The 20,995-nt window shown below is 41.6% G+C and carries 14 protein-coding genes; 10 read left to right on the forward strand and 4 right to left on the reverse strand.

Annotated elements, in window-relative coordinates; all coding sequences use genetic code 11:
* Positions 1-6: 6 nt before the first annotated feature.
* From QE417_RS16790 to QE417_RS16800, 3 genes are read right to left on the reverse strand one after another with little or no spacing between them, the layout of a single operon-like run.
* Positions 7-747: a hypothetical protein gene (locus QE417_RS16790; protein ID WP_311951623.1), complete on the reverse strand. Its 741-nt coding sequence runs from the start codon at positions 745-747 to the stop codon at positions 7-9.
* On the reverse strand, positions 747-2,066 hold the full coding sequence (locus tag QE417_RS16795; RefSeq protein WP_311951624.1) for an HsdM family class I SAM-dependent methyltransferase: 1,320 nt from the start codon (positions 2,064-2,066) through the stop codon (positions 747-749). The genes QE417_RS16790 and QE417_RS16795 overlap by 1 nt, the downstream gene beginning before the upstream one ends.
* Complete coding sequence (locus tag QE417_RS16800; RefSeq protein WP_311951625.1) at positions 2,050-2,343, reverse strand: hypothetical protein; 294 nt, start codon at positions 2,341-2,343, stop codon at positions 2,050-2,052. Before QE417_RS16800 ends, QE417_RS16795 begins: the two co-directional genes overlap by 17 nt.
* A gap of 672 nt (positions 2,344-3,015) precedes the next feature.
* On the opposite strand from QE417_RS16800, the gene QE417_RS16805 reads away from it, so the two are divergent.
* Both QE417_RS16805 and QE417_RS23680 read left to right on the forward strand, forming a co-directional pair.
* Positions 3,016-3,483 carry a hypothetical protein gene (locus QE417_RS16805; RefSeq protein WP_311951626.1) on the forward strand — a complete coding sequence of 156 codons (468 nt, stop codon included), beginning with the start codon at positions 3,016-3,018 and terminating at the stop codon, positions 3,481-3,483.
* On the forward strand, positions 3,411-3,842 hold the full coding sequence (locus QE417_RS23680) for a phage integrase SAM-like domain-containing protein (RefSeq protein WP_376717549.1): 432 nt from the start codon (positions 3,411-3,413) through the stop codon (positions 3,840-3,842). The genes QE417_RS16805 and QE417_RS23680 overlap by 73 nt, the downstream gene beginning before the upstream one ends.
* Here QE417_RS23680 and QE417_RS16810 read toward each other — a convergent pair.
* A complete protein-coding gene (locus QE417_RS16810) occupies positions 3,823-6,600 on the reverse strand; it encodes a substrate-binding domain-containing protein (protein WP_311951627.1) in 2,778 nt (925 codons plus the stop codon). The two genes, QE417_RS23680 and QE417_RS16810, sit on opposite strands and share 20 nt — an antisense overlap.
* A 318-nt stretch (positions 6,601-6,918) precedes the next feature.
* Between QE417_RS16810 and QE417_RS16815 the strand changes: the two genes are divergently transcribed.
* The 8 genes from QE417_RS16815 to QE417_RS16850 all read left to right on the forward strand — a co-directional run bounded on the left by QE417_RS16815 (position 6,919) and on the right by QE417_RS16850 (position 20,675).
* On the forward strand, positions 6,919-8,247 hold the full coding sequence (locus QE417_RS16815; RefSeq protein ID WP_311951628.1) for a sugar porter family MFS transporter: 1,329 nt from the start codon (positions 6,919-6,921) through the stop codon (positions 8,245-8,247).
* Between the two features lie 11 nt (positions 8,248-8,258).
* On the forward strand, positions 8,259-9,188 hold the full coding sequence (locus tag QE417_RS16820; protein ID WP_311951629.1) for a carbohydrate kinase family protein: 930 nt from the start codon (positions 8,259-8,261) through the stop codon (positions 9,186-9,188).
* 179 nt (positions 9,189-9,367) lie between these two features.
* Positions 9,368-12,415, forward strand: a complete 3,048-nt coding sequence (locus QE417_RS16825) for a SusC/RagA family TonB-linked outer membrane protein (RefSeq protein WP_311951630.1) — start codon at positions 9,368-9,370, stop codon at positions 12,413-12,415.
* A gap of 19 nt (positions 12,416-12,434) precedes the next feature.
* Positions 12,435-14,132 (forward strand): RagB/SusD family nutrient uptake outer membrane protein, encoded by a 1,698-nt coding sequence (locus QE417_RS16830; RefSeq protein ID WP_311951631.1) that lies wholly within the window; start codon positions 12,435-12,437, stop codon positions 14,130-14,132.
* Positions 14,133-14,150: 18 nt separating this feature from the next.
* Positions 14,151-15,539, forward strand: a complete 1,389-nt coding sequence (locus QE417_RS16835) for a DUF4960 domain-containing protein (protein ID WP_311951632.1) — start codon at positions 14,151-14,153, stop codon at positions 15,537-15,539.
* 58 nt (positions 15,540-15,597) lie between these two features.
* Complete coding sequence (locus QE417_RS16840) at positions 15,598-17,157, forward strand: glycoside hydrolase family 32 protein (protein ID WP_311951633.1); 1,560 nt, start codon at positions 15,598-15,600, stop codon at positions 17,155-17,157.
* Between the two features lies 1 nt (position 17,158).
* Positions 17,159-19,129, forward strand: coding sequence for a glycoside hydrolase family 32 protein (locus QE417_RS16845; protein WP_311951634.1), 1,971 nt, complete (start codon positions 17,159-17,161; stop codon positions 19,127-19,129).
* Positions 19,130-19,148: 19 nt separating this feature from the next.
* Complete coding sequence (locus tag QE417_RS16850) at positions 19,149-20,675, forward strand: glycoside hydrolase family 32 protein (protein WP_311951635.1); 1,527 nt, start codon at positions 19,149-19,151, stop codon at positions 20,673-20,675.
* The last annotated feature ends 320 nt before the right edge of the window (positions 20,676-20,995 follow it).

The raw sequence follows: 20,995 nt of genomic DNA on the forward strand, positions 1-20,995 counted from the left end.
AACCGGTTACACTTCTGGGTAAAAGTATTTAACAGTAAACTCATCTGCTATAGATTTAACATGTAAATTTCCTATAGATAGCTCTAAACCAACTTGAACTAATTTATGATAACCTTTGGAAGATTTTACTTCTATATCGTTTATATTAGGGATTGGTATTTCGTCTGTGTACTTTTTTCCAAGGTCAAACCAATTGCCACCAGCAAGTTGTTTTGAATAAATTGATAATAAGTTATCAAAAAATCGACTCGAAAATATTGCTAAATAAAAGTAATAATCATCAATTGACGAGAAGTCCTTTTTAGGTATCCATCCATTACCTCTTTCAACAACAAAATGTCCAGATTTATCAAAAGCAAAAGAGTCTGATCTTCCAAATTCGGTTGAAACTAATCGGGGTTCTGTCGAACGCAACCAAGCTCTATGCTCACTCAGACACCACCAGTTATTCAAATCTTTCCTAGCCCTTTCTTTTAACACTGCCTTATTAGGTAATAAGGTACTCTGATAATATTGAGGTGCTTTAGCAATTAGCTCTTCTTCAGTAGCTATTACTAGGCCATTTACATCATAAGGGTACCAGATAAAATTCCTTTCGGACAACTGTCCGTTTTTTACGCTATCATTATCAATCGCTGGCCTAAAGTAGGCTCTTTCATTTAGAGGCAGGTTGTTAAGTTCATTATGGGTTATCTTGAACAAACTACTTCCTAGCCTTATACCTTGTTTTACATTGAAAATATCCATTACTCGTACAAGTTTAATTTCTTGGACGAATCGTTCGATTTTTTTAATAATTCACTTTCCTGAAATGAGACGGTCTTCCAATTTTCCTTGGTTATGGGAAATGCTGTAGGCGTATAAATGCTATAATCTTTTTCTACAACTTTAAACTCCTGCAAATAATGCATTTTTCTTAAGTCTCGTAGCGCATCTTGAATTACCCCTTTTTCATTTTTAGTCCAAAGAACTAAGGGTGTAGTATTGGATTTTGGTTTCTTACCAACAAGCATACTTACGTCAGTTAAAGCATCTTCAAAAACGAAATTTCCAAGTTTGCCTATTAAAGTAATATCAATAATACCCAATATCTCGTTGCGTAAAACTTTATATGAATGCAATGTCAATAATGAAGACGGCATTACACAACCAATAACACCATCTTGATTTAATGAAAGTATAGTTTTATAAAAAAAAGCACTCGCTTGATTTGGTTTCCCTATCGATGTTGAAGGCAACGTATCTTTCACAGAATCACGTGACTTTTTATCCATTTGTTCCCAAGAGACAAATGGTGGGTTCATCAAAATAAGGTCATAATCGTTACCCCAAAGTTCCGTTAAAGAATCATCAACAGCTTTGACTTGAAATGTCAGCTTTTTATCCCAAATTGTTCGCTTTTCATAACTTAACAAAAATGTGGTAGTATTTACTGCAGTAAGGGAAGTATCCCAGCCAATTATCTCAACTGCGCCTTGATAATTTTTCTCTCTCAATTGCTTTAAAGACTCAATCAAAAATTCTCCTGATCCGCATGCCGGGTCAAATATTTTTTGTAATGGTTTATTTAGATCAAGAAGTTGTAGAGCTCGTTCGACTATTGTCCTTGCTAAATAGGGTGGTGTGTAATGTATACTAGAATAAAGACTGGCTTTGGCTTCAATTTTATTCGAATATCCTCCCCATAAATCAATTTGACGATCAAAATAAGAGACTTCTTTCTGTGCTTCTTGAAAAAGTATTCCGGAAGAATGCCTTAAAATTAAGTCTAACTTGGGCTTAAAATTAATGCTACCACTTCTTAATCTATCGGTATATAATTCGAAATTACTAGGTATATCGATACCGCTAATACCCCACCTCTCAAAGTCTAATTTTTTAATATCTTCATCTATGCTAGCCAGAAGCAAAAACAAAAGATTCAAAGCGGAAACAGGCTTGTTTCTTTCCTGTGTAAAATTTCGGAATTGTTTAAAAATATCTATTATAAAAGGTACAATATCGCTTTCAGATCTATAGCTGGTTGATAGTAAATAATTGTAAAACTTGCTAAAAATTATTTTCAACTTTCCCTTTCGAAAGCTCTTCAGGCTTTTCTTTTTTCCAGTTATAGATTTTAATGCTTTTATCACTTATTGCAATGAAATTCTTAGTGTTACTTGACCAAGCGGAAGAATGAAAATCATAGTTATTATCTTCGCAACGGGTATTTAGGCAAAAATCTCCATGTCCTCCATTGAGCATAATGAAGCTATCATCCACAACACTATTTGGCCGCAGTTGAATGGGCAATAACCCAAAGTGTTTTTGCCAGGTTAAAATATTACTTAAATCGTTACTCATTTAGCAACAAATATAAATTTATCGATAACTAACTTCTAAGAAATTTAGCATCTTTCCTTAAAAAAACTTCAATGCTTATTTCGACGCTAACTATGGCAAGCAACTACGAGCAAGACTATATTAAATTTCTCCGTGGCAGTTCGCCCTCTAAGTTATCAGCGCACTACCATCGGCAAATCAAATAACCATCTTATAGCATTATATCTTCAAATCTTCGACGAGGCATTCCACGGTCATCTTGGATATAGGGTTTATCTACAGTTTAAAACATGATCGACCCAATACATTTATGTAACTTGCCTTAAATCCTACATAAGCGGTTTGATATCAGTCCAATTGGGTTCGGGAGGTAGGTACCCGAGCAGGACTCGAACCGTATTACATAACGAATTGTAAAGTTGTCAAAACCTTTAAGTTTTCCAGTAATTGGTTCGAATTATGTCCAGTGTGGGGAGCACTAAGCCCAGTACTTGTACTGGGCTTTTTTATTTTCAAAAAAACGCTTAAATTTGGCTTAAAGGCCGTTTTTGCCGCCCAGGCGAATACAAATAACCTCAAATTTCTTAGAGTTATATCATTCGAAAAATTTCCACTTAGAAAGAAATTTTTGTCAAACTTCGCAAATAGGTGTAACAACTGTGTAACAGTTCTATTTGTGCCAATTCAATTCAAATGGCCACTGTAAGTGCAAAAATTTTAAAACATCACAAAAAAACGGATGGGACTTTCAATGTAAAAATCTGCATCAGCCACAAGCGGGATCGCTCGTTTATCGACACTGAATTCTATGTTACCGAAAAACAGCTTAAGAAAGATCGTTCCATCAGAGATCAATTCATTCTTAGCTGCGTTAATAAATCACTGGATACTTATCGACGAGCTATCTGTGATAATGATGAGCTGATCGGTAGAATGACTGCATCGGACATCAAGGATTTTTTATTGAAGAAAGATAAGAAGATTGATTTTCTTAATTACTCTGATCAACACATTAAGCTTCTTATTGACAATGATCAGGAAAAAGTGCGGCAAATTTTAAAACCGTTAAAAATCACATCATCGGTTTTATCAAAAGGCAAAGTGATATGCCGATTGAACAAATCACTATCGACTTCTTGGAAAGATTTGAAGCATTCTTGAGAGGGCCACGAATTATGACCAGATTGGATCGATTAGGCAGGCCTTATAAGGCGAAAGGTAAGCCGCTTGGCGATGCCTCTGTTCATGTTTGCCTTCGTGACTTCAGCGGGCTATTTTCGGCAGCTATTGATCATCATAACAGACCGTCGATCGGCCTTACTCCAATTAAGGACAACCCTTTCAGTGATTATTCAATAGTTGGGGCACCGGAAACAAAAAAAAGAAATATCGATGCCGAAAAAATTATCACTATCAAAAATTCCCGGCCGCGACCCGCTTCACGGTGTGAAATGGCACGTGATCTTTTTATGTTATCATTTTACTTGTGTGGAATGAGAGTTAACATTGTTGCTTCCTAAATTCGGACGGGGTACAACCATACTTGGATTTGAAAACTGTAGAGAAATAGTTAGGGTTTGAAAAACCGATTTCGTAAGTGATTTCTGCGATAGTAAGATCTCCGTTACTTAATAAGTATTTGGCTCTTTTGAGTCTTCGGTTGAGTATGTAGTCGGCTATGCTACAACCTAATAAGGCTTTAACTTTGCGATAAACTTGTACCCGCGAAATACCCAACAAGGTGCAAATTTCATCCACGCCAAACTTTTCATTAGATAGATTTTGCTCCACAATACCAATGAAATCATTTACAAACTTCCTGTCCAAGGCCTTGGCCAGGGGCATCTTTTCCGTACGGTCTGATTCTGCAGTAAAATGCTCTTTTAATTTCACGCGGTTTTTTATCAAACTTTGAATGCTCGCTGTTAAATAATCCAGATTGAAAGGTTTGGTAATATAGGCGTCAGCCATAGTGTTAATTCCCGAAATCTGCTGCTCAACGCTGTTTTGCGCAGTAAGTAATATCAAGGGTATATGCGAAGTTCTAAAATCAGACTTGAGCTTTTCGCAGAGCCCTTTCCCCGAAAGTTCAGGAAGAACAACGTCCGAAATTATCAAATCCGGAACTCGCTCAATAGCTTCATTAAGCGCTGCTATGCCGTTAGCTGCTGTATATATTTCATATTGTTCGCTTAACTTCTCCTCCAGGTAATTTAAAAGGTCAGGGTTGTCTTCTACAACCAATACAGAGTGTTCTTTAGGTTTACTGAACCCATCAGCAGTTGTTTTAGAAGATATTCTTTCTAAATCAACAGTATAAGGTTTCGAGCGTTCATTTAAATCTGGAAGCGATACTTCCGGACGACTGATTTCGGCGCTGTTAAAGTGTTTGTTTCCGGTTGGCAGCACTACGGTAAATACCGTACCAATCCACTTTTCGCTTTTTAGTTCAATCCGGCCATGATGAAGTGCCACAATTTCCTTAGTTAGCGCCAATCCAATACCCGACCCTAATGTTGGTGCATGGTCAGCTTGATAGAATTGGTCAAAAACACGTTCGCTTTCATCCCTGGTCATACCAATTCCGTTGTCTTCTATTTCTATCAAAATATCCTGGTCATCACCTTGTTTTATAGAAACCCTGACCGTCCCTTTTTCATTACTGAATTTGAGCGCATTTGCAATTAAATTAAAAAATACTTTATCCAGCATTCTGGGATCGAACCATATTATAAAATGCTTACTTTCGGATGTTACAATAAAATTTATGTTGAGGCGCTGTGCCTGATGTCGGAAATATTCGGCTATCTCCCTTACATAAGCAACGATATCATTTTCTGACACCCGTATCTGATGCTTATCATATTCCAGTTTCCGGTAATCCAGAAGTTCATTTACCAAACTTAATAGCCTGAAAGCGTTTTGATGTATAATTTTAAGGGCTTTACCGCTGGTTTTAACCAGTTTCTCATCCTTAAGCATCTCATCAATAGGAGATAATATTAACGTAAGAGGAGTACGGAATTCGTGCGAAATGTTAGTGAAGAAATTAAATTTAGCCTCATTGGCTACTTCAGCCTTAACCGACATTTCAACCAGTTGGTTACGCTGAGCCAGTATTTCCTCGTTTTTGGTTTCCAGGTTTTTATTTGCTTTGCGGTTTTCTAACAGAGAAAAAAATGCCAGCCCTCCAAAAATAATAGCCAGCACAAGGGTAATTACCATGATGTTTAATATGATCTTCTGATCATTATAAATAATGCGTTGTTCTTGTAGCAAACTTTGCTGCTTATCAATATCGCGTTGCTGGCTGTTAATACGTATCCATTGCATTTTCATGAGTTGCACGTTCGAAGAGTCAATGACCAGCGACTGCATAATATTCTCTCTGTTAAAAGGTAGCTTGTTAAGTATCTGAAATGCTGTGGCAATTGCTTCTTTACCGCCGGTAGGATAAAGCAGGCTTGCATTGAGTACACCGTCTGCCACCATCTGTAAACCACCGCCTTGGCCCGGTAAGGCGTCTACACCTATTACTTTAACATTTTTGGATAGGTTTAGCTGGTTAAAGTAAATGCGTGCGCCCGATGCCATAACATCGTTGTGCGCAAACACATAGTTAACGTCCGCTAAATGTGCCTTAATATTCGATAACTGTTTAATGGCGTTGGCTTTCAACCAATCTCCATACACTTTGTATTCAATTTTTACATTAGGGCTTCCCGCTATTCCGTCTTTAAAACCCCTTTCGCGCTCAATGGCAGGAGACGACCCGGGAAGCCCCATAATTTCAACAACGTTAACCGGCTTTTTTGATAAGGATTTGATATACTCACCCGCCATCATTCCCAACTGGTAATTATCAGCCCCTACATACGCCGTATATTGGTTAGATGTGGTTTTTCGGTCTAAAACCACAACGGGTATCCCTTTATTGTACGCCTCTTCAACAATGGGTGTTAAAGGTTGAGCTTCATTAGGTGAAATAATTAATAAATCAATACCCTGATTAAGCATATCCCTGACCTGGTTAATTTGTTTAGTGCTATTACCGCCAGCGTCCTTATAAATGAAATCGGCCGCAGGATGCAGAGACAATTCCATCTTCATTTCCTGCAACATGGTCTTACGCCATAAGTCTGAGCCCACGCATTGAGAGAAACCAATAGTAAAATCCGCTTTTCTTTTGCTATTGTGGCACCCGGAAGACATGAATAGGAGGATAAGAAATACCAGCATGCGGTAGTAACTCACCCAATTTATGGTATGTAAAAGCATAATTAAAAAATACCTACTGCAACTGGTTTATAATTGAGAAATGAAGGGCAGTGTTTCAAATTTAAACAAAGCGTTACTAAATTCAAATTACCTGTTAATAGGAACGTTGGCCCAATAGCCATAAATGATACATAACCAAAGAATGATGTAACATGATTGAAGATTTGACCATCAATAATGTTATGATTTTGGTTTTATAGCATTGATTGTCAGTGTTCTATGCGTATTTTGAATTTGTAGAGAAATTTGATACAAAATCTAATATCGCTCGTATTATTCCTGGCGATATTCGAAATGTAAACCAATTATACTTTTTTTATGAGGAAACATTCCGTTCTGGCCTGGTCTATGGTCGTGGCTCTTGGTGGCTTCTTATTTGGCTTTGATACTGCTGTTATTTCAGGGGCTGAAAAATCTATCCAGCAATTTTGGGGGTTATCGGTCTTTGAGCACGGATTAACTATTTCTATCGCGTTAATAGGAACAGTTATTGGCTCACTGTTGGGTTCTAAACCCTCTGACAGGTTTGGACGTAAAAATACTTTATACTTTGTGGCCTTGGCCTACCTGCTGTCTTCTATAGGTACGGCATTGGCAGATAACTGGTATGTATTCTTAGTTTTCCGTTTTTTAGGCGGACTTGGCGTAGGTACTTCCTCAGTAACTGCACCTATCTATATATCTGAAGTTTCACCAGCTGACCGTCGTGGTCGTTTAGTGGGTTTGTTTCAGTTCAATGTAGTATTGGGCATCCTGATATCTTATCTCTCTAATTACCTCATTGGGCAGGGCGGCGAAACTTCATGGCGTTGGATGCTTGGTGTACAAGCCTTTCCATCTTTACTATTTATTATCCTAATTCGTTTTATTCCTGAAAGCCCGCGCTGGCTCATCTTAAAAAAAGGGAACATTGCACGCGCCCTCGAAATATTGCGGGTTATCAACCCACTCAACTGCGATCAGGAGTTGGCCGCTATTCGGCAATCAAACCTCACTACACCTAACAGCAAAAGCGCCAGTCTTTTTTCCGGGCAATATAAAGCACCTGTAATATTGGCTGTCTTGTTCGCATTTTTTAACCAGGTATCGGGTATCAATGCCATAATTTATTACGCGCCGCGCATATTTGAAATGGCTGGTTTGGGAGCTCACTCATCCTTATTGTCTACCGTAGGCATTGGTTTAATAAACTTTATATTCACCCTGGTGGCTATCAACGTTATTGATAAGGTAGGTCGGCGTTTGTTGATGCTGATCGGATCGATTGGCTTGATCGCATCGCTTTTTTTAGTGGGTATAACATTTTACTCAGGGCAGTTCAGTGGTTTTGCCATACCTATGTACGTGATGGTTTTCATCGCTTTCTTCGCCTTTTCTCAGGGTGCGGTTATATGGGTGTTTATTTCGGAGATATTTCCTAACGAAGTACGTGCCAAAGGACAAACGCTTGGAAGTTCTACACACTGGATTATGGCTGCATTAATAGCGTTCAGCTTTCCATACCTGGCCGAAAAGCTGGGTGGCGCTACAACCTTCTTTTTCTTTGCTACAATGATGGTATTGCAGTTGCTTTTTGTTTGGCGTATGATGCCGGAAACCAAGGGCCGCTCCTTAGAATCAATTGGCGACAATTTAATTATGCACTAAAGTTGACAAAAATGAAAAGAGATTATACACCTAACGTTGTTTGTTTCGGAGAGATTCTTTGGGATGTTTTACCCGATGTTCGCAAGCCAGGCGGTGCACCTATGAATGTAGCCTATCATTTAAATAAGTTAGGCATAGCAGTTGATTTATTAAGCAGCGTTGGGCATGACCAGGCTGGTGATGATTTGATATCCTTCCTGAAATCTGGTGGGTTATCAGCAGAGTTAGTACAACGGAGCTCAGATTATAACACGAGCGAGGTGTTGGCAAGAATTACGGAAGACCATGAAGTAACATATGATATTGTTAAACCTGTAGCCTGGGATCAAATTACCTATACTACAGAGATGAAGCAGGCTGTATCGCAAGCCGATGCCATCGTGTTCGGTAGCTTAAGCGCCCGTGAACCGGTTACCCGCGATACTTTATACTCTCTTATCGAATCTGCACGCTACCGCGTATTCGATGTAAACCTACGGGCTCCTCATTATTCAGATGACGTTATTATTAACCTTTTACAAAGAGCTGATATGGTAAAATTAAACCTGTCTGAACTGTTGTTGATTATTCGGTGGTTATCACCTGCCATTATCAAGAATGAAATGCAGGCAGTAGAACTTCTGTTTAGCTGGTTCCAAATTCAAGAGGTGCTTATAACCAAGGGTCGAAAAGGCGCTACTTATTATTCTCGTGAAATACGGTATGACTACCCCACTTACGCCATAGAGGTGGCTGATACTATTGGCTCGGGTGATGCCTTTTTGGCTGCTTTTCTAGCAATGAAGTTAAATAACGAACCATTAGAGGTGACCTTGGACTATGCTGCAGCAATGGGCGCATTCATTACTTCTCAATCCGGAGCTTGTCCTGACTATTCGAGATTTGATTTTGAAAGATTTATTTGGAAAAAAAAGTACCCGCAATACGGGCTGGCATCTTGATGCTGAACTCGGTAAAATTAAAACCGACCGGGAATTTTATCAAACTTATTTACATGCTTTACATGAGAATTGACTTTAGAAACTACTAACCAATAAAAGGCTAACCACCTCACGAAATAACCAAATTATTGACCTTTAAACATGAGATGAAATTGAAAAATTTTCTACTAATCCTATTATTGCCTTGTTTTTTCCTACAAGCAAGTGCCCAAAGCCCCACCAAGGTAACCGGAAAAGTTACTGACGCCAAAGGGGAACCGCTGGTTGGCGTAAATATCACCTTAAAGGGTAAAACCACGGGTACCTCAAGTGATGTAAATGGTACGTATTCCCTTACAGCATCAGACGCAAATGCTGTACTTGTTTTCAGTTACCTTGGTTTTAACAGCCAGGAGATCACCTTGAGTGGCCGGACGCAGGTGGATGTTATTTTAGAAGCTTCTGCAAAATCACTTAACGAAGTAGTGGTTACCGGCTACCAAACCGAACGTAAAAAAGATCTCACCGGTTCGGTAGCGATAGCTAACGTTGGTGAAATGAAAAAGCAGGTTGTAGCCAACCCCATTAAGGCGCTGCAAGGCCAGGTAGCAGGTATGTTAATTACCGGTAATGGTGCTCCGAGTTCACCAACTACAGTAAGGATAAGAGGTATTGGAACTTTAAATAATAATGATCCGTTATATATTATTGATGGTGTACCTACCAAGGCCGGTATGCATGAACTCAATTCAGCCGACATTGAATCTATTCAGGTTTTAAAAAGCGCAGCAGCAGCCAGTATATACGGTTCACGTGCTGCCAACGGCGTAATTATTGTGACTACCAAGCATGGTAAAAACGGCGTTATGCAGGCTAACGTAAATGCTTATACCGCACTTTCTACATACAACAGGCGAATTGATATGCTGGATGCGCAAGGTTATGGCAGGGTACTTTGGCAAGCCTACGTAAATAGTGGTTATGATCCGAATACGAATGGGCTCCGTTACCAGTTTAACTGGAATGTAGACCCGGTTAGCAATCAGCCGGTGCTTAACAACGTTATGGTTGCCGAATATCTTGATAATGCTCATACGCTTAAATCAGCAAATACCGATTGGTTTAAAGAAATCTCTCGCGTTGGTGTAACTCAAAACTACGATGCACAGGTATCTAACGGAACGCCAAATGGCAATTATCTGTTATCACTGGGTTATTTCGATAATCAGGGTATTGTAAAGACCACTAATTTTAACCGCATCTCGGCCAGGCTTAATTCGGATTATAAGATGTTCGGCGGCGGCTTAACCGTTGGACAAAACCTCAGCCTGACCAAAACCCGTGAAGTGGGTGCCGATATCATTAATTCCGCTATCCAGGCGTTACCCATTATTCCTGTGCGTACCGTAGATGGCATGGGCTGGGGAGGGCCAGTTGATGGCATGAACGACCGCCAGAACCCGGTAAGGGTATTAAATGACAATCAGCAAAATAATTACGATTACCTGCGGGTTTTCGGCAATTTCTTTGCAGAAGCCAAGCTTACCAAGGGCCTGATGTTACGGTCTAATGTAGGTATTGATTACGGTGACTATACTTCACGTAACTGGCAGAAAAAATACCAAAGCGGTTACCTGGTAAACAACGTTAATAAAGTAATTAACACCCAAACCCATAACGTTAAACTTACCTGGACCAATACCGTAAATTACGACCTGGTACAAAACAATCACCGGTTAAATGCAGTAGCAGGAACCGAGTTTTACAGCGATAAAACAACGTCGTTTATGGCATCGAGGGAGGGTTTTGTACTCGAAGATCCTGATTACATGTACCTTGATGCCGGTACCGGAATTAAAGATAACGGCGGTTACGGCGCAAAAAATACCTTATTCTCCTACTTTGCAAAGGCTAATTATTCTTACCTGGACAGGTATTTGTTATCAGGAACTATCCGTTTCGACGGCTCATCCAGATTTGGCCAAAATAATAAGTTCGGTACATTTCCTGCGGTTTCTGCCGGTTGGCGTATCAGCGAGGAACCTTTCTTCAAAAAACAAACGAAAATTTTTGATGAGCTGAAACTACGTGCTGACTGGGGTAAGACCGGTAACCAGGAGATTAACAATAATGCCATCTATAATATCTATCTCTCCAGCTATAATATTACAGCCTATGATATTAATGGGGCAAAAAGCGGTGTGCTACCATCGGGTTATTACCTGTCACAAAACGCTAATCCTAACCTCAAGTGGGAAGCTACTACGATGTCAAACTTCGGATTGGACTTTTCCATTTTAAATCAAAAACTATACGGTACGGTAGAATACTACATTAAAAAAACCTCCGACATTCTATTGCTTCCACCTTATATAGGGGTGTTGGGCGAAGGCGGCAACACCTGGGTTAACGGAGCATCTATGCAAAATAACGGTTTTGAGTTGAGCCTCGGCCACCGCAGCAAAATTGGAAGAGATTGGAGCATAGATGTTTCCGGAAACTTTGATGCTGTACGAAATAAAGTAACCAAGCTGCCAAGTGAGGTGGTAAATGCATACGGAGGCGATGGCAGAGGACAAAATATTCTCGGACGTACGTTTGGCTCCTTCTTTGGTTATGTGGCAGATGGTTTGTATCAAACACAACAGGAAGTTAACTCGTCGGCTGCTCAGCCTGGTAAAGGATTAGGACGGATCCGCTATCGCGATTTGAACAACGACGGTGTAATTAACGATTATGACCGTACCTGGATTGGAAACCCGCTGCCAAAGTTTACTTATGGATTTAATGCCGCAATTAATTACAAAAACTTTGATTTATCATTTCTCTTGCAGGGACTGGGTTCTGTAGATGTGCGTAACGAAGCTAAATTATTTACAGATTTTTGGAGTGCTACAGAATCTTCATCTAACAAGGGTGCTCGGTTATTGAATGCATGGTCGCCGCTTAATACCGGTTCTACCATCCCTGCAGCATCGCTTACTGACGATAATTTTGAATCCAGGCCATCTACCTATTTTATTGAGAACGGCGCCTACCTCAAATTGCGTAACCTGCAAATTGGTTATACATTCGGAGCCTCTCTGCTCTCTAAAATCAAAGTAAAAGCCTTGAGGGTGTATGCCGGTGGTGATAACCTTGCTATACTGTACAAATCCAAGTCGTTTACTGGTTTAGATCCTGAAACACCTGCTTTTGGTTACCCTAACCCACTTGTGGTAACTGCTGGCCTTAACCTGAAATTTTAACCATTAGAACCAAGAATTAATGAAAAGATATTTATATAGAATGGCTTTGTTGACATTGCTGTTCACCTCATGCAATAAAGCCCTGGAAGTAAACCCCAAAGGCACCCTGAACGAAGATCAGGTGGCAACCCCTGAGCAAGCCGAGGGCTTTGTAATTGCTGCCTACTCGCAGTTGGGTAATGATGAAATCAACAGGGCATTCAGTATGTACCAATATGGTAATGTGCGTGCCGATGATGCCTACAAGGGTGGGGGCGGCATTAGTGACGGTGATGTATTTCATGCCATGGAAATATTTACAACTTCACGCCCCGACCAGTGGAACTATGATGGGATTTGGTTTAACATATACGTAGGTATACGCCGGGCAAACGAAGGATTGCGTGTATTAAGTAAATTTACACAGGCGCAATTTCCACAATTAAATACAAGGAAGGCCGAATTGCGATTTTTAAGAGGTTACTGGTACCTGATGGTAGAAAATTTGTTCAAAAACATTCCTTACATCGACGAAAACCTGCCCTCTGATGATTATAAGCTGGAGCCTAATAACAAATATACCCGGGATCAGATACTGGATAAGATAGCTGCCGATTTTGAGTTTGCTGCAAATACCCTTCCGGCAACGCAAAGCCAGATAGGGCGCGCTAATAAATATGCAGCCTATGCTTACCTGGCAAAAACACGTTTATTTCAGGCTTATAAGCAGGATGAAAAACACAATGTTACCAGTATTGATGCCCAAAGATTACAGCAGGTGGTAGATGCCTCTAACGCGGTTTTGGCGTCGGGCTATAAACTTCAGCTGGATTTTGGAAACAACTTTGTATCCGGAAGTTTTGAAAACGGTTCGGAGGCTATCATGTCTGTACAGTTCTCCACCAACGACGGAGCCGGTCGTGGCCGTGTTAATTACGGCGACATGCTTACGGTTCCTCAAGGTATTGGCTGCTGTGATTTTCAAAAGCCATCTCAAAATTTAACTAACGCCTATAAAACCGGCACTAATGGGGTGCCTTTGTTAGATACTTACAGCCAGCAAAATGTTGATTTTGTAAATAATACGGTTGATCCACGTTTGGATCATACCATATCCCGCCCGGGAGCGCCCTGGAAATATGACCCTATGCGGGTTGTAACCGAGGCCTGGAGTCGTAACGTTCCTATATACGGCACTTATAACTCTATGAAAGAAAACGTTTCACCAGACTGTGACTGTTTTATCAACGTTGCACCGTTCTTCGGAAACACCAAAGCTCGAATCATGATCAGGCTGGCTGATGTAATGTTGTTTAAAGCCGAGGCGCTGATTGAATTGGGGCGTCCGATAGAAGCTTTGCCGATCATTAACGAAATTCGTACACGGGCGTCTAACAGCACTGCGCGTTTGGTAAAAGCCAATGGCCAGCCTACTTCAAAATATTATGTGCAGCCCTATACGCCCGGGGTTAATATTGACTGGAACCTGGATAATGCACGTAAAGCCTTGCGGTTTGAACGCCGCCTGGAAATGGCACTTGAGGGCGAGCGCTTTTTTGACCTGGTAAGATGGGGCATTGCAGACAAGGTTATGAACGACTTTTTTAACATAGAAAAGCCATCCAGAAGTATTTATCAGAATGCGAAGTTCACCAAGGGCCGTGATGAATACCTGCCTATTCCGCAAAACCAAATCTTCTGGAGCGAGAACCGTTACGTTCAAAACCCGGGATACTAACCACTAACCAATTATAACATGAGAAATTATATAAGTAAGAAAGCAAAGTCGGTTGGCTTAGTCATTATGGCTATTGCGGTTATAACTGGCTGTAAAAAGGATAAGGATTCAGGTTTTAACGTCGACTCTGAAGTTCAGTTAACCTCTTTTGCCATTAATAGCGTTAAGGGCGAGATCAATCAAAACACCGGGGACATCATTGTTAATGTGCCTTTTGGCACCAGTTTAACTACGTTAACCCCCGTTTTGCAAATGCCTGCTAATGCCACAGCCACCCCGGCATCAAATCAAGCCATGAATTTCACGGGAACGGTAAAGTATCGGATCACTAACGGCAACGTATTTAAAGACTATAATGCTATAGTTAAAATTATTCCACCAATATCTGCTTTCAAAATCAATGGTGTAAATGCAACTATAAACCATGAAAACAAAAACATCACGCTGATATTACCGGATGGTACCAACGTGTCATCGCTGTCACCGGATATCGCTTTACAATCAGGCGCAACCGTTTCACCGGCATCGGGTGTAGCGCAAAACTTTACGCAACCAATCAACTATACAGTAACAGTTGGAAATTCAACGGTTACGTATTCAGTAAATGTAATCAGTAACTCGGTGAGCGAGTACGCTTTCCTGGGTACCTCAGCGTCCCGGTCGGCCATTACTAACCCTGATGAAAAGGCAGCAGCAGATTGGTTCTTCGCCACTTATCCCACCGCCGATTATGTTTCGTTTCAAAGCATAGAGACCGGGAAAAAACTATCGAACTATAAGGTAATGTGGTGGCATTTTGATTCCGCTCAGGATTTGCCCGCAGCAGCAACATCGGCCACAGTAGTCAATGCCCTTAAAGCATATCGTACAGGCGGCGGAAGCTTATTGTTGACAACCTATGCAACAAGATATGTAGAAACTTTAGGCATCGTGCCTGCAGGACGCGGACCCAACAACGTATTCGGCGATTTCCCGCCAAACGGGTTTGTAGAAACAGGTAGCGACTGGGGGATATCTTTCAAGGGCAAGGAAAGTCATCCCGTATTTCAGGGTTTAGAAACTTTTGAGCCAGGCAAAGCATACCTGTTAGAAAAGGGCACCTTCCGTTTAAATCACACCGCCTGGTGGTATATTAATGATTGGGGCGGTTATGGCACTGCGGCCGTTTGGCATGACCAAACCGGTGGCACAAATCTGGCCTCAGAAGCGTGGGATAACGAGCTCAACGGCAGAGCCGGCATTGCCGAGTGGCCTTCGGTTAATAACAGTGGTAAAGTGATCATCGTTGCTTTTGGTGCTTACGACTGGTATTCTGAGCCTTTGAATGGCGGCAGTACCATTAACCGTTACCTAACCAACATTAAAAAGATCACCAAAAACGCAATTGATTATTTAAAAGTAAAATAACATACTGTCGGGCTGGTTACCCCGCCCGGATAGTATTTACCAAAAAAACCTGATGATTATGGTTTATAAAAAATTGATATTGGCAAGCAGTATTGCACTGACCTTGTTTGCCTGTAAAAAAGAAAGCTCTACTACCAATACACTGCCCTATACTGATGAAAAGTTTAGCATATACCCTAAACCGACGGTAGCGACCAGCGCAGGCAGTACCAACCGTACAGGTTGGGTAGGTGATGTAATGCCCTATTATGTGAATAACCAGTTTGAACTGTTTTTTTTGCACGATGCACCTGATAAGGCCAAACAAAGCAGTACCGGACAGCATGATATTCATAAGTTTAGTAGTAAGGACCTGTTAAATTTTAGTTATGACGGACAGGCCATTTCTTATGGAACAGCCGCCACTCAAGATCAGTTGGTTGGCACCGGTTCAATGGTTAAGGTGGGGGATACGTATTACTTCTACTATACCGGGCACAACAGTTCAAGCAGCTGGTTGCAAAACAACAATCCGGCCTGGACGGGCGGTAACAGTCGCGAAGCTGTAATGTATGCCACCAGTAAAGACATGAAGACCTGGACAAAGAAGACAAGTTTTGCGCTCAGGGCTTCAGATGGCTACAGCAGCACCGATTTCCGCGATCCCTATGTGTTTTATAACGACGAATTTAAAGAGTATTGGATGCTGGTAAGTACCCAGCAAGCCGGTAAAGGAATTATCCTGGTATACAAATCAGCTGATCCTGCTATGGATAACTGGCAGATAAGAGGACCGCTAACAGTTGAAGGGAGCTATCTGATGCTGGAATGCGCTGATATTGTTAAGATCGGCGATAAATATTACCTCTTTTTTGGTGAAGACTGGAGCAATACCCCCGGTACACATTACCGTGTAGCCAGCTCAACTGCCGGCCCTTGGGTTAAACCGGCCGATGGTAACGATATGTTCGACGGTCACCAGTTCTATGCCGGGCGCATGGCCTCAAACGGAACAACTAACTATACCTTCGGCTGGGCGCATCGCCGTAATCCGGAGAATGATAACGGAACCCGCACCTGGGGAGGTAACCTCATTTCGCATGAGTTGGTGAAACTGAGTAATGACAAATTAGGCGTAAAAAGTCCCGCTGCGGTAAGAGCGTATTTTACAAAGGAAACCGCTGTTGAAGTTAAAGGGCAAACCGGAACAGTTAAGCAAACCGGTACACAATATACCCTAACCGGTAGTGCAGCATTGGCCTTGTATAAATTTGCCAATATGGATGGTACGTCCAGGATACAGGGGGGAATAACCTTTAGTAACCTAACAGGTACAGCTTCGCTCGGATTTAATACCAAGGCAGATAATACCAGCAGCTATGTCATCAAATTTGAGCCTGCGGCCAAACGTATTGCTGCTTATAATAACGGTGTAGAAGTTACCCGCGTACCCTTTAACTTCCAGGCAGGCAAAAATTACGACTTCAGCATAGTTGCTGATGGCTCGATTGCTGTTTTGTATGTAAATGATGAGATTGCTTTAACTAACCGGATCTATAGTATGAACGGCAACATGTGGAGCCTGAGTGCCGAAGGAATGGAAATTAGCGCCAGTAATTTAAAGGTGATTAAACACTAAGATGAAAGTTCAATTTGCTATAAGGGCATGCTTGTTGCTGTTTAGCATATTAACAGCCAGGCATGCCTATGGGCAAACTTTAAAGAGATCGGCAACCGATCAAAAGTATTATCCGCAATACCATTTCCGGCCGCGAAGCGGATGGATTGGTGATCCTGATGGCCTGGTATTTACCAATAACACCTTTCATTTGTTTTGGTGGGGACATGCTACTTCCAAAGATTTAGTTTATTGGAAAGAACAACCTTACCCGATGAAACGAAGTGACCGCTCTTTCTCATACTTCAGCGGCTCGGTAGTGGTGGACACAGCAAACACAAGTGGGTTGGGGAAACAAAGCATGATTGCAGTTTTTACCCGTCACTACCCCGGAGATACGCTGCCCGAGACACAAGTACTTTCGGTAAGTACAAATGAAGGTCATACTTTTGACTATTACCAGAATAATCCGGTACTGGATATTAAAAAGATATTTTTCCGCGATCCGCAGGTTTTTTGGTATCAACAGGATAGGCTTTGGAAAATGGTTGTCAGCATACCAAATGTGCAGGAGATCCAGATTTATGAGTCCAGGGATTTGAAGGTCTGGAAATATTGCAGTAGTTTCCAGGGTTTGGGCGCTAAAAATTCATTTTGGGAATGCCCTGACTTATTTGAACTTCCGGTTGCAGGTACCAAAACAAAAAAGTGGGTGATGCTTATTGGCCGGGGGCCTAACCGTGTGCAGTATTTTGTAGGTAATTTTGATGGCAAAACTTTTACCGTCGACCAGGAAAGCCGTAATTATCTGACAAATGGTGTTGGCATACATGGAAGCGTTTTCGAAGATTTTGAAAATGGGCTGAGCCGATGGAAACAACAGGGAAGGGCTTTTTTAGATACGAGTGCATCCACTGATTTTTTAGGCAAAGCACTTGCTGCATCTTCAGGCAAGCAAGGTACGATGGGCAAGTTAACATCAACTCCGTTTAGGGTGAGTAGTAATGCCATCAATTTTTTGCTGGCTGGCGGAAGGCATCCCGACAGCACCTGCATTAACTTATTATGGAACGGCAAGGTTGTGCGGAGCACTACCGGGGATAACACTAACGTGCTAAAATGGAATGGCTGGGATGTATGTGATTTGAAAGGTAAAACTGTTTCGCTCGAAATACTTGACCGGCATCCTGCGGAAAAGATGGGAAATATAGCTGTTGACCACATTGTGTTTTCTGATGCACTCATGAATAACCAGCTCGAACATGCCAACTGGCTCGATTACGGACCGGATTATTACGCAACCCGGACATGGCGAAACTATGATGGTAAACGGTCTTTTGGCGATACGGTGTTTGCAATAGGGTGGATGGGTAATTGGGACTATGCTAATAAAGTGCCTACGCGATGGGGTAGAGGTTTCCAATCCGTTCCAAGGATTATGTCGCTTAAGCGTATTTTAAATGGATATCAGGTAAGTCAACAGCCTGTACCAGCGTTGAGCAAACTCCGGGGAAAGGGATATAGCAGCAATAGCCTGACGATTAATGGAACCAAAACAATAACTTTTCAGCCGGAAAGCAACAGTTATGAGTTGGAGGTCGTTTTTAAACCTACTGATAAGCATCCTTTTGGTTTGAATTTATTCGTAGGCGAAGGGCGCAAAATGGTCTTTCGTTATGATCCGGTGCTATCGCAGCTAACCATCGACCGATCGAGCGCAACGGATTATAAGAGCGATACCTCATTTACAAGGCTGTTTGCGAAAAAGTATAATGCGCCGCTTACACTTGAAAAGGGAACGCTTAAACTGCGGATCTTTGTAGATGAGTCTTCGGTTGAGGTGTTCTGTAATGACGGCAGCCTCGTACTTAGTACAACTAATTTTCCGTCCATTGGCCAAACAGGTATTGAACTATTTTCTGATGGCGGATTGATCAGCGTACCCTTGTTAAAGGCCTGGCCGCTCAAAACAATTCGGAATTCGAGTAACTAACCAACTAAAACTAAAGCATATGCTTCAATTTAAAAAAATAAAAACCATTTGTTTCGCCGCTATAGCGAGCATGGTACTTTCCACAGGATTTGTGATGGCCCAAAATGATCCTACTAAAGAAAGCTACCGCCCGCAGTATCATTTCTCGCCAAAAGCCCACTGGATGAACGATCCAAACGGCATGGTATATTTAAATGGAAAATATCATCTGTTCTTCCAGTATAATCCGGGTGGTACAACCTGGGGACCTATGCACTGGGGACATGCGATCAGTACCGATCTCCTCCACTGGAAAGAACAGCCCATTGCATTATACCCCGATTCATTAGGAATGATATTTTCAGGCAGCGCAGTTGTGGACGTAAACAATACGGCCGGGTTTGGTAAAAACACACTGGTGGCTATTTACACTTATCATAATCAAAAAATCGAAGACGCTAAAACCGGCCTACATCAATATCAGGGAATTGCCTATAGTAAAGACGAAGGTAAAACGTGGAAAAAATACGAAGGCAACCCTGTTCTGCCTAATCCCGGCATATGGGATTTCCGCGATCCGAAAGTAAACTGGAATGAAGAATCCAAACAATGGGTTATGACCCTGGCTACCAAACAATCGGTCACTTTTTACGGGTCTAAAAACTTAAAAAGCTGGACGCGGTTAAGTGAGTTTGGTAATAAAGTTGGCGCGCATGGAGGCGTATGGGAATGCCCAGACCTTTTCAGCCTGGTTCATAATGGCGTAAAAAAATGGGTACTGTTAGTGAGCATAAACCCTGGTGGTCCTAATGGCGGTTCGGCAACACAGTATTTCATCGGAAATTTTGACGGCAAAACCTTTAAGCCAGAGAATAGCGAAACGAGGTGGATCGATTACGGTGCGGATAATTATGCCGGCGTAACCTTTGCCGGCACAGGGGTTCGCAGAATATTTATGGGTTGGATGAACAATTGGCAATATGCTAACCAAGTGCCAACGCAAAGCTGGCGTGGTGCCAATACCTTACCGCGCCAACTTAAACTGGTTCAGGCCGGTCGTCAACTTTCACTGATCTCCGTACCGGTAAAAGAACTTAATGCCATTGTTCAAACCCCTGTGATCTTCAAAAATCTTCAAGGCAAACGGAGTTATGATCTTTCAGCAACTATTAAGCGATTCAATTCCAGGTATCTCCTTGAGTTAAGCACTTCCAATAAAACAAGTTTTTCTATTAAATTGCATAATAAGGAAGGCGATGAGCTGATTGCCGGTTTTGATAAAAAGACCAATACCATTTATGTCGACAGGCGCAAAGCGGGAAAGGTCGATTTTGAAAAAAGCTTCGCAAGGAAAACCCTTGCGCCACGGATAAGTTCATCTAAGCAGCTTTCGCTAAAAGTATATGTCGACGCCGCTTCTTTAGAATTATTTGCAGATAACGGCCTTACCGTACAAACCAATATATTCTTTCCAAACGCGCCACTTAATCAGTTATCTATTGACGCCGATAAACCGGTAACTATAAATCAGTTGAAGATCTCCGGCATCAGCGCTACAAACAAGTAAAAGCGAACTAACCAATCAAAAACCAAGATGTGAAACTAACCAATCCGGAAAATTGGTTTAGCGGCTTTGCTGTGCTTCATCTTTAATACCTGTAAATTGTACATCTTCCCAGCGGGTGGAATGCAACAGTTGCCGCCGGTAGTAAAAAGTATCATATCGCAGCTCTTATGTGTTCAGCACAAACTGAACAAACCGACTACACGATCTACAAGATGACTGCAGACGGTTACCGAATGGGAGATAATAGAGTTCTTCATCGTTTGACTGTTTAAAGTTAAGACTTTTCGTCCTTTAAGCAGTCCGGTTTTTAGAAGGGGTTA

Source organism: Mucilaginibacter terrae (genome assembly GCF_031951985.1).
In the GTDB taxonomy this organism is placed as follows: Bacteria; Bacteroidota; Bacteroidia; order Sphingobacteriales; family Sphingobacteriaceae; genus Mucilaginibacter; species Mucilaginibacter terrae_A.

Coding starts and splice junctions, on each gene's coding strand:
- QE417_RS16790 (WP_311951623.1), bottom strand. CDS start 747: ATGGATATTTTCAATGTAAAACAAGGTATAAGGCTAGGAAGTAGTTTG.
- QE417_RS16800 (WP_311951625.1), bottom strand. CDS start 2,343: ATGAGTAACGATTTAAGTAATATTTTAACCTGGCAAAAACACTTTGGG.
- QE417_RS16805 (WP_311951626.1), top strand. CDS start 3,016: ATGGCCACTGTAAGTGCAAAAATTTTAAAACATCACAAAAAAACGGAT.
- QE417_RS16810 (WP_311951627.1), bottom strand. CDS start 6,600: ATGCTTTTACATACCATAAATTGGGTGAGTTACTACCGCATGCTGGTA.
- QE417_RS16815 (WP_311951628.1), top strand. CDS start 6,919: ATGAGGAAACATTCCGTTCTGGCCTGGTCTATGGTCGTGGCTCTTGGT.
- QE417_RS16820 (WP_311951629.1), top strand. CDS start 8,259: ATGAAAAGAGATTATACACCTAACGTTGTTTGTTTCGGAGAGATTCTT.
- QE417_RS16830 (WP_311951631.1), top strand. CDS start 12,435: ATGAAAAGATATTTATATAGAATGGCTTTGTTGACATTGCTGTTCACC.
- QE417_RS16835 (WP_311951632.1), top strand. CDS start 14,151: ATGAGAAATTATATAAGTAAGAAAGCAAAGTCGGTTGGCTTAGTCATT.
- QE417_RS16840 (WP_311951633.1), top strand. CDS start 15,598: ATGGTTTATAAAAAATTGATATTGGCAAGCAGTATTGCACTGACCTTG.
- QE417_RS16845 (WP_311951634.1), top strand. CDS start 17,159: ATGAAAGTTCAATTTGCTATAAGGGCATGCTTGTTGCTGTTTAGCATA.
- QE417_RS16850 (WP_311951635.1), top strand. CDS start 19,149: ATGCTTCAATTTAAAAAAATAAAAACCATTTGTTTCGCCGCTATAGCG.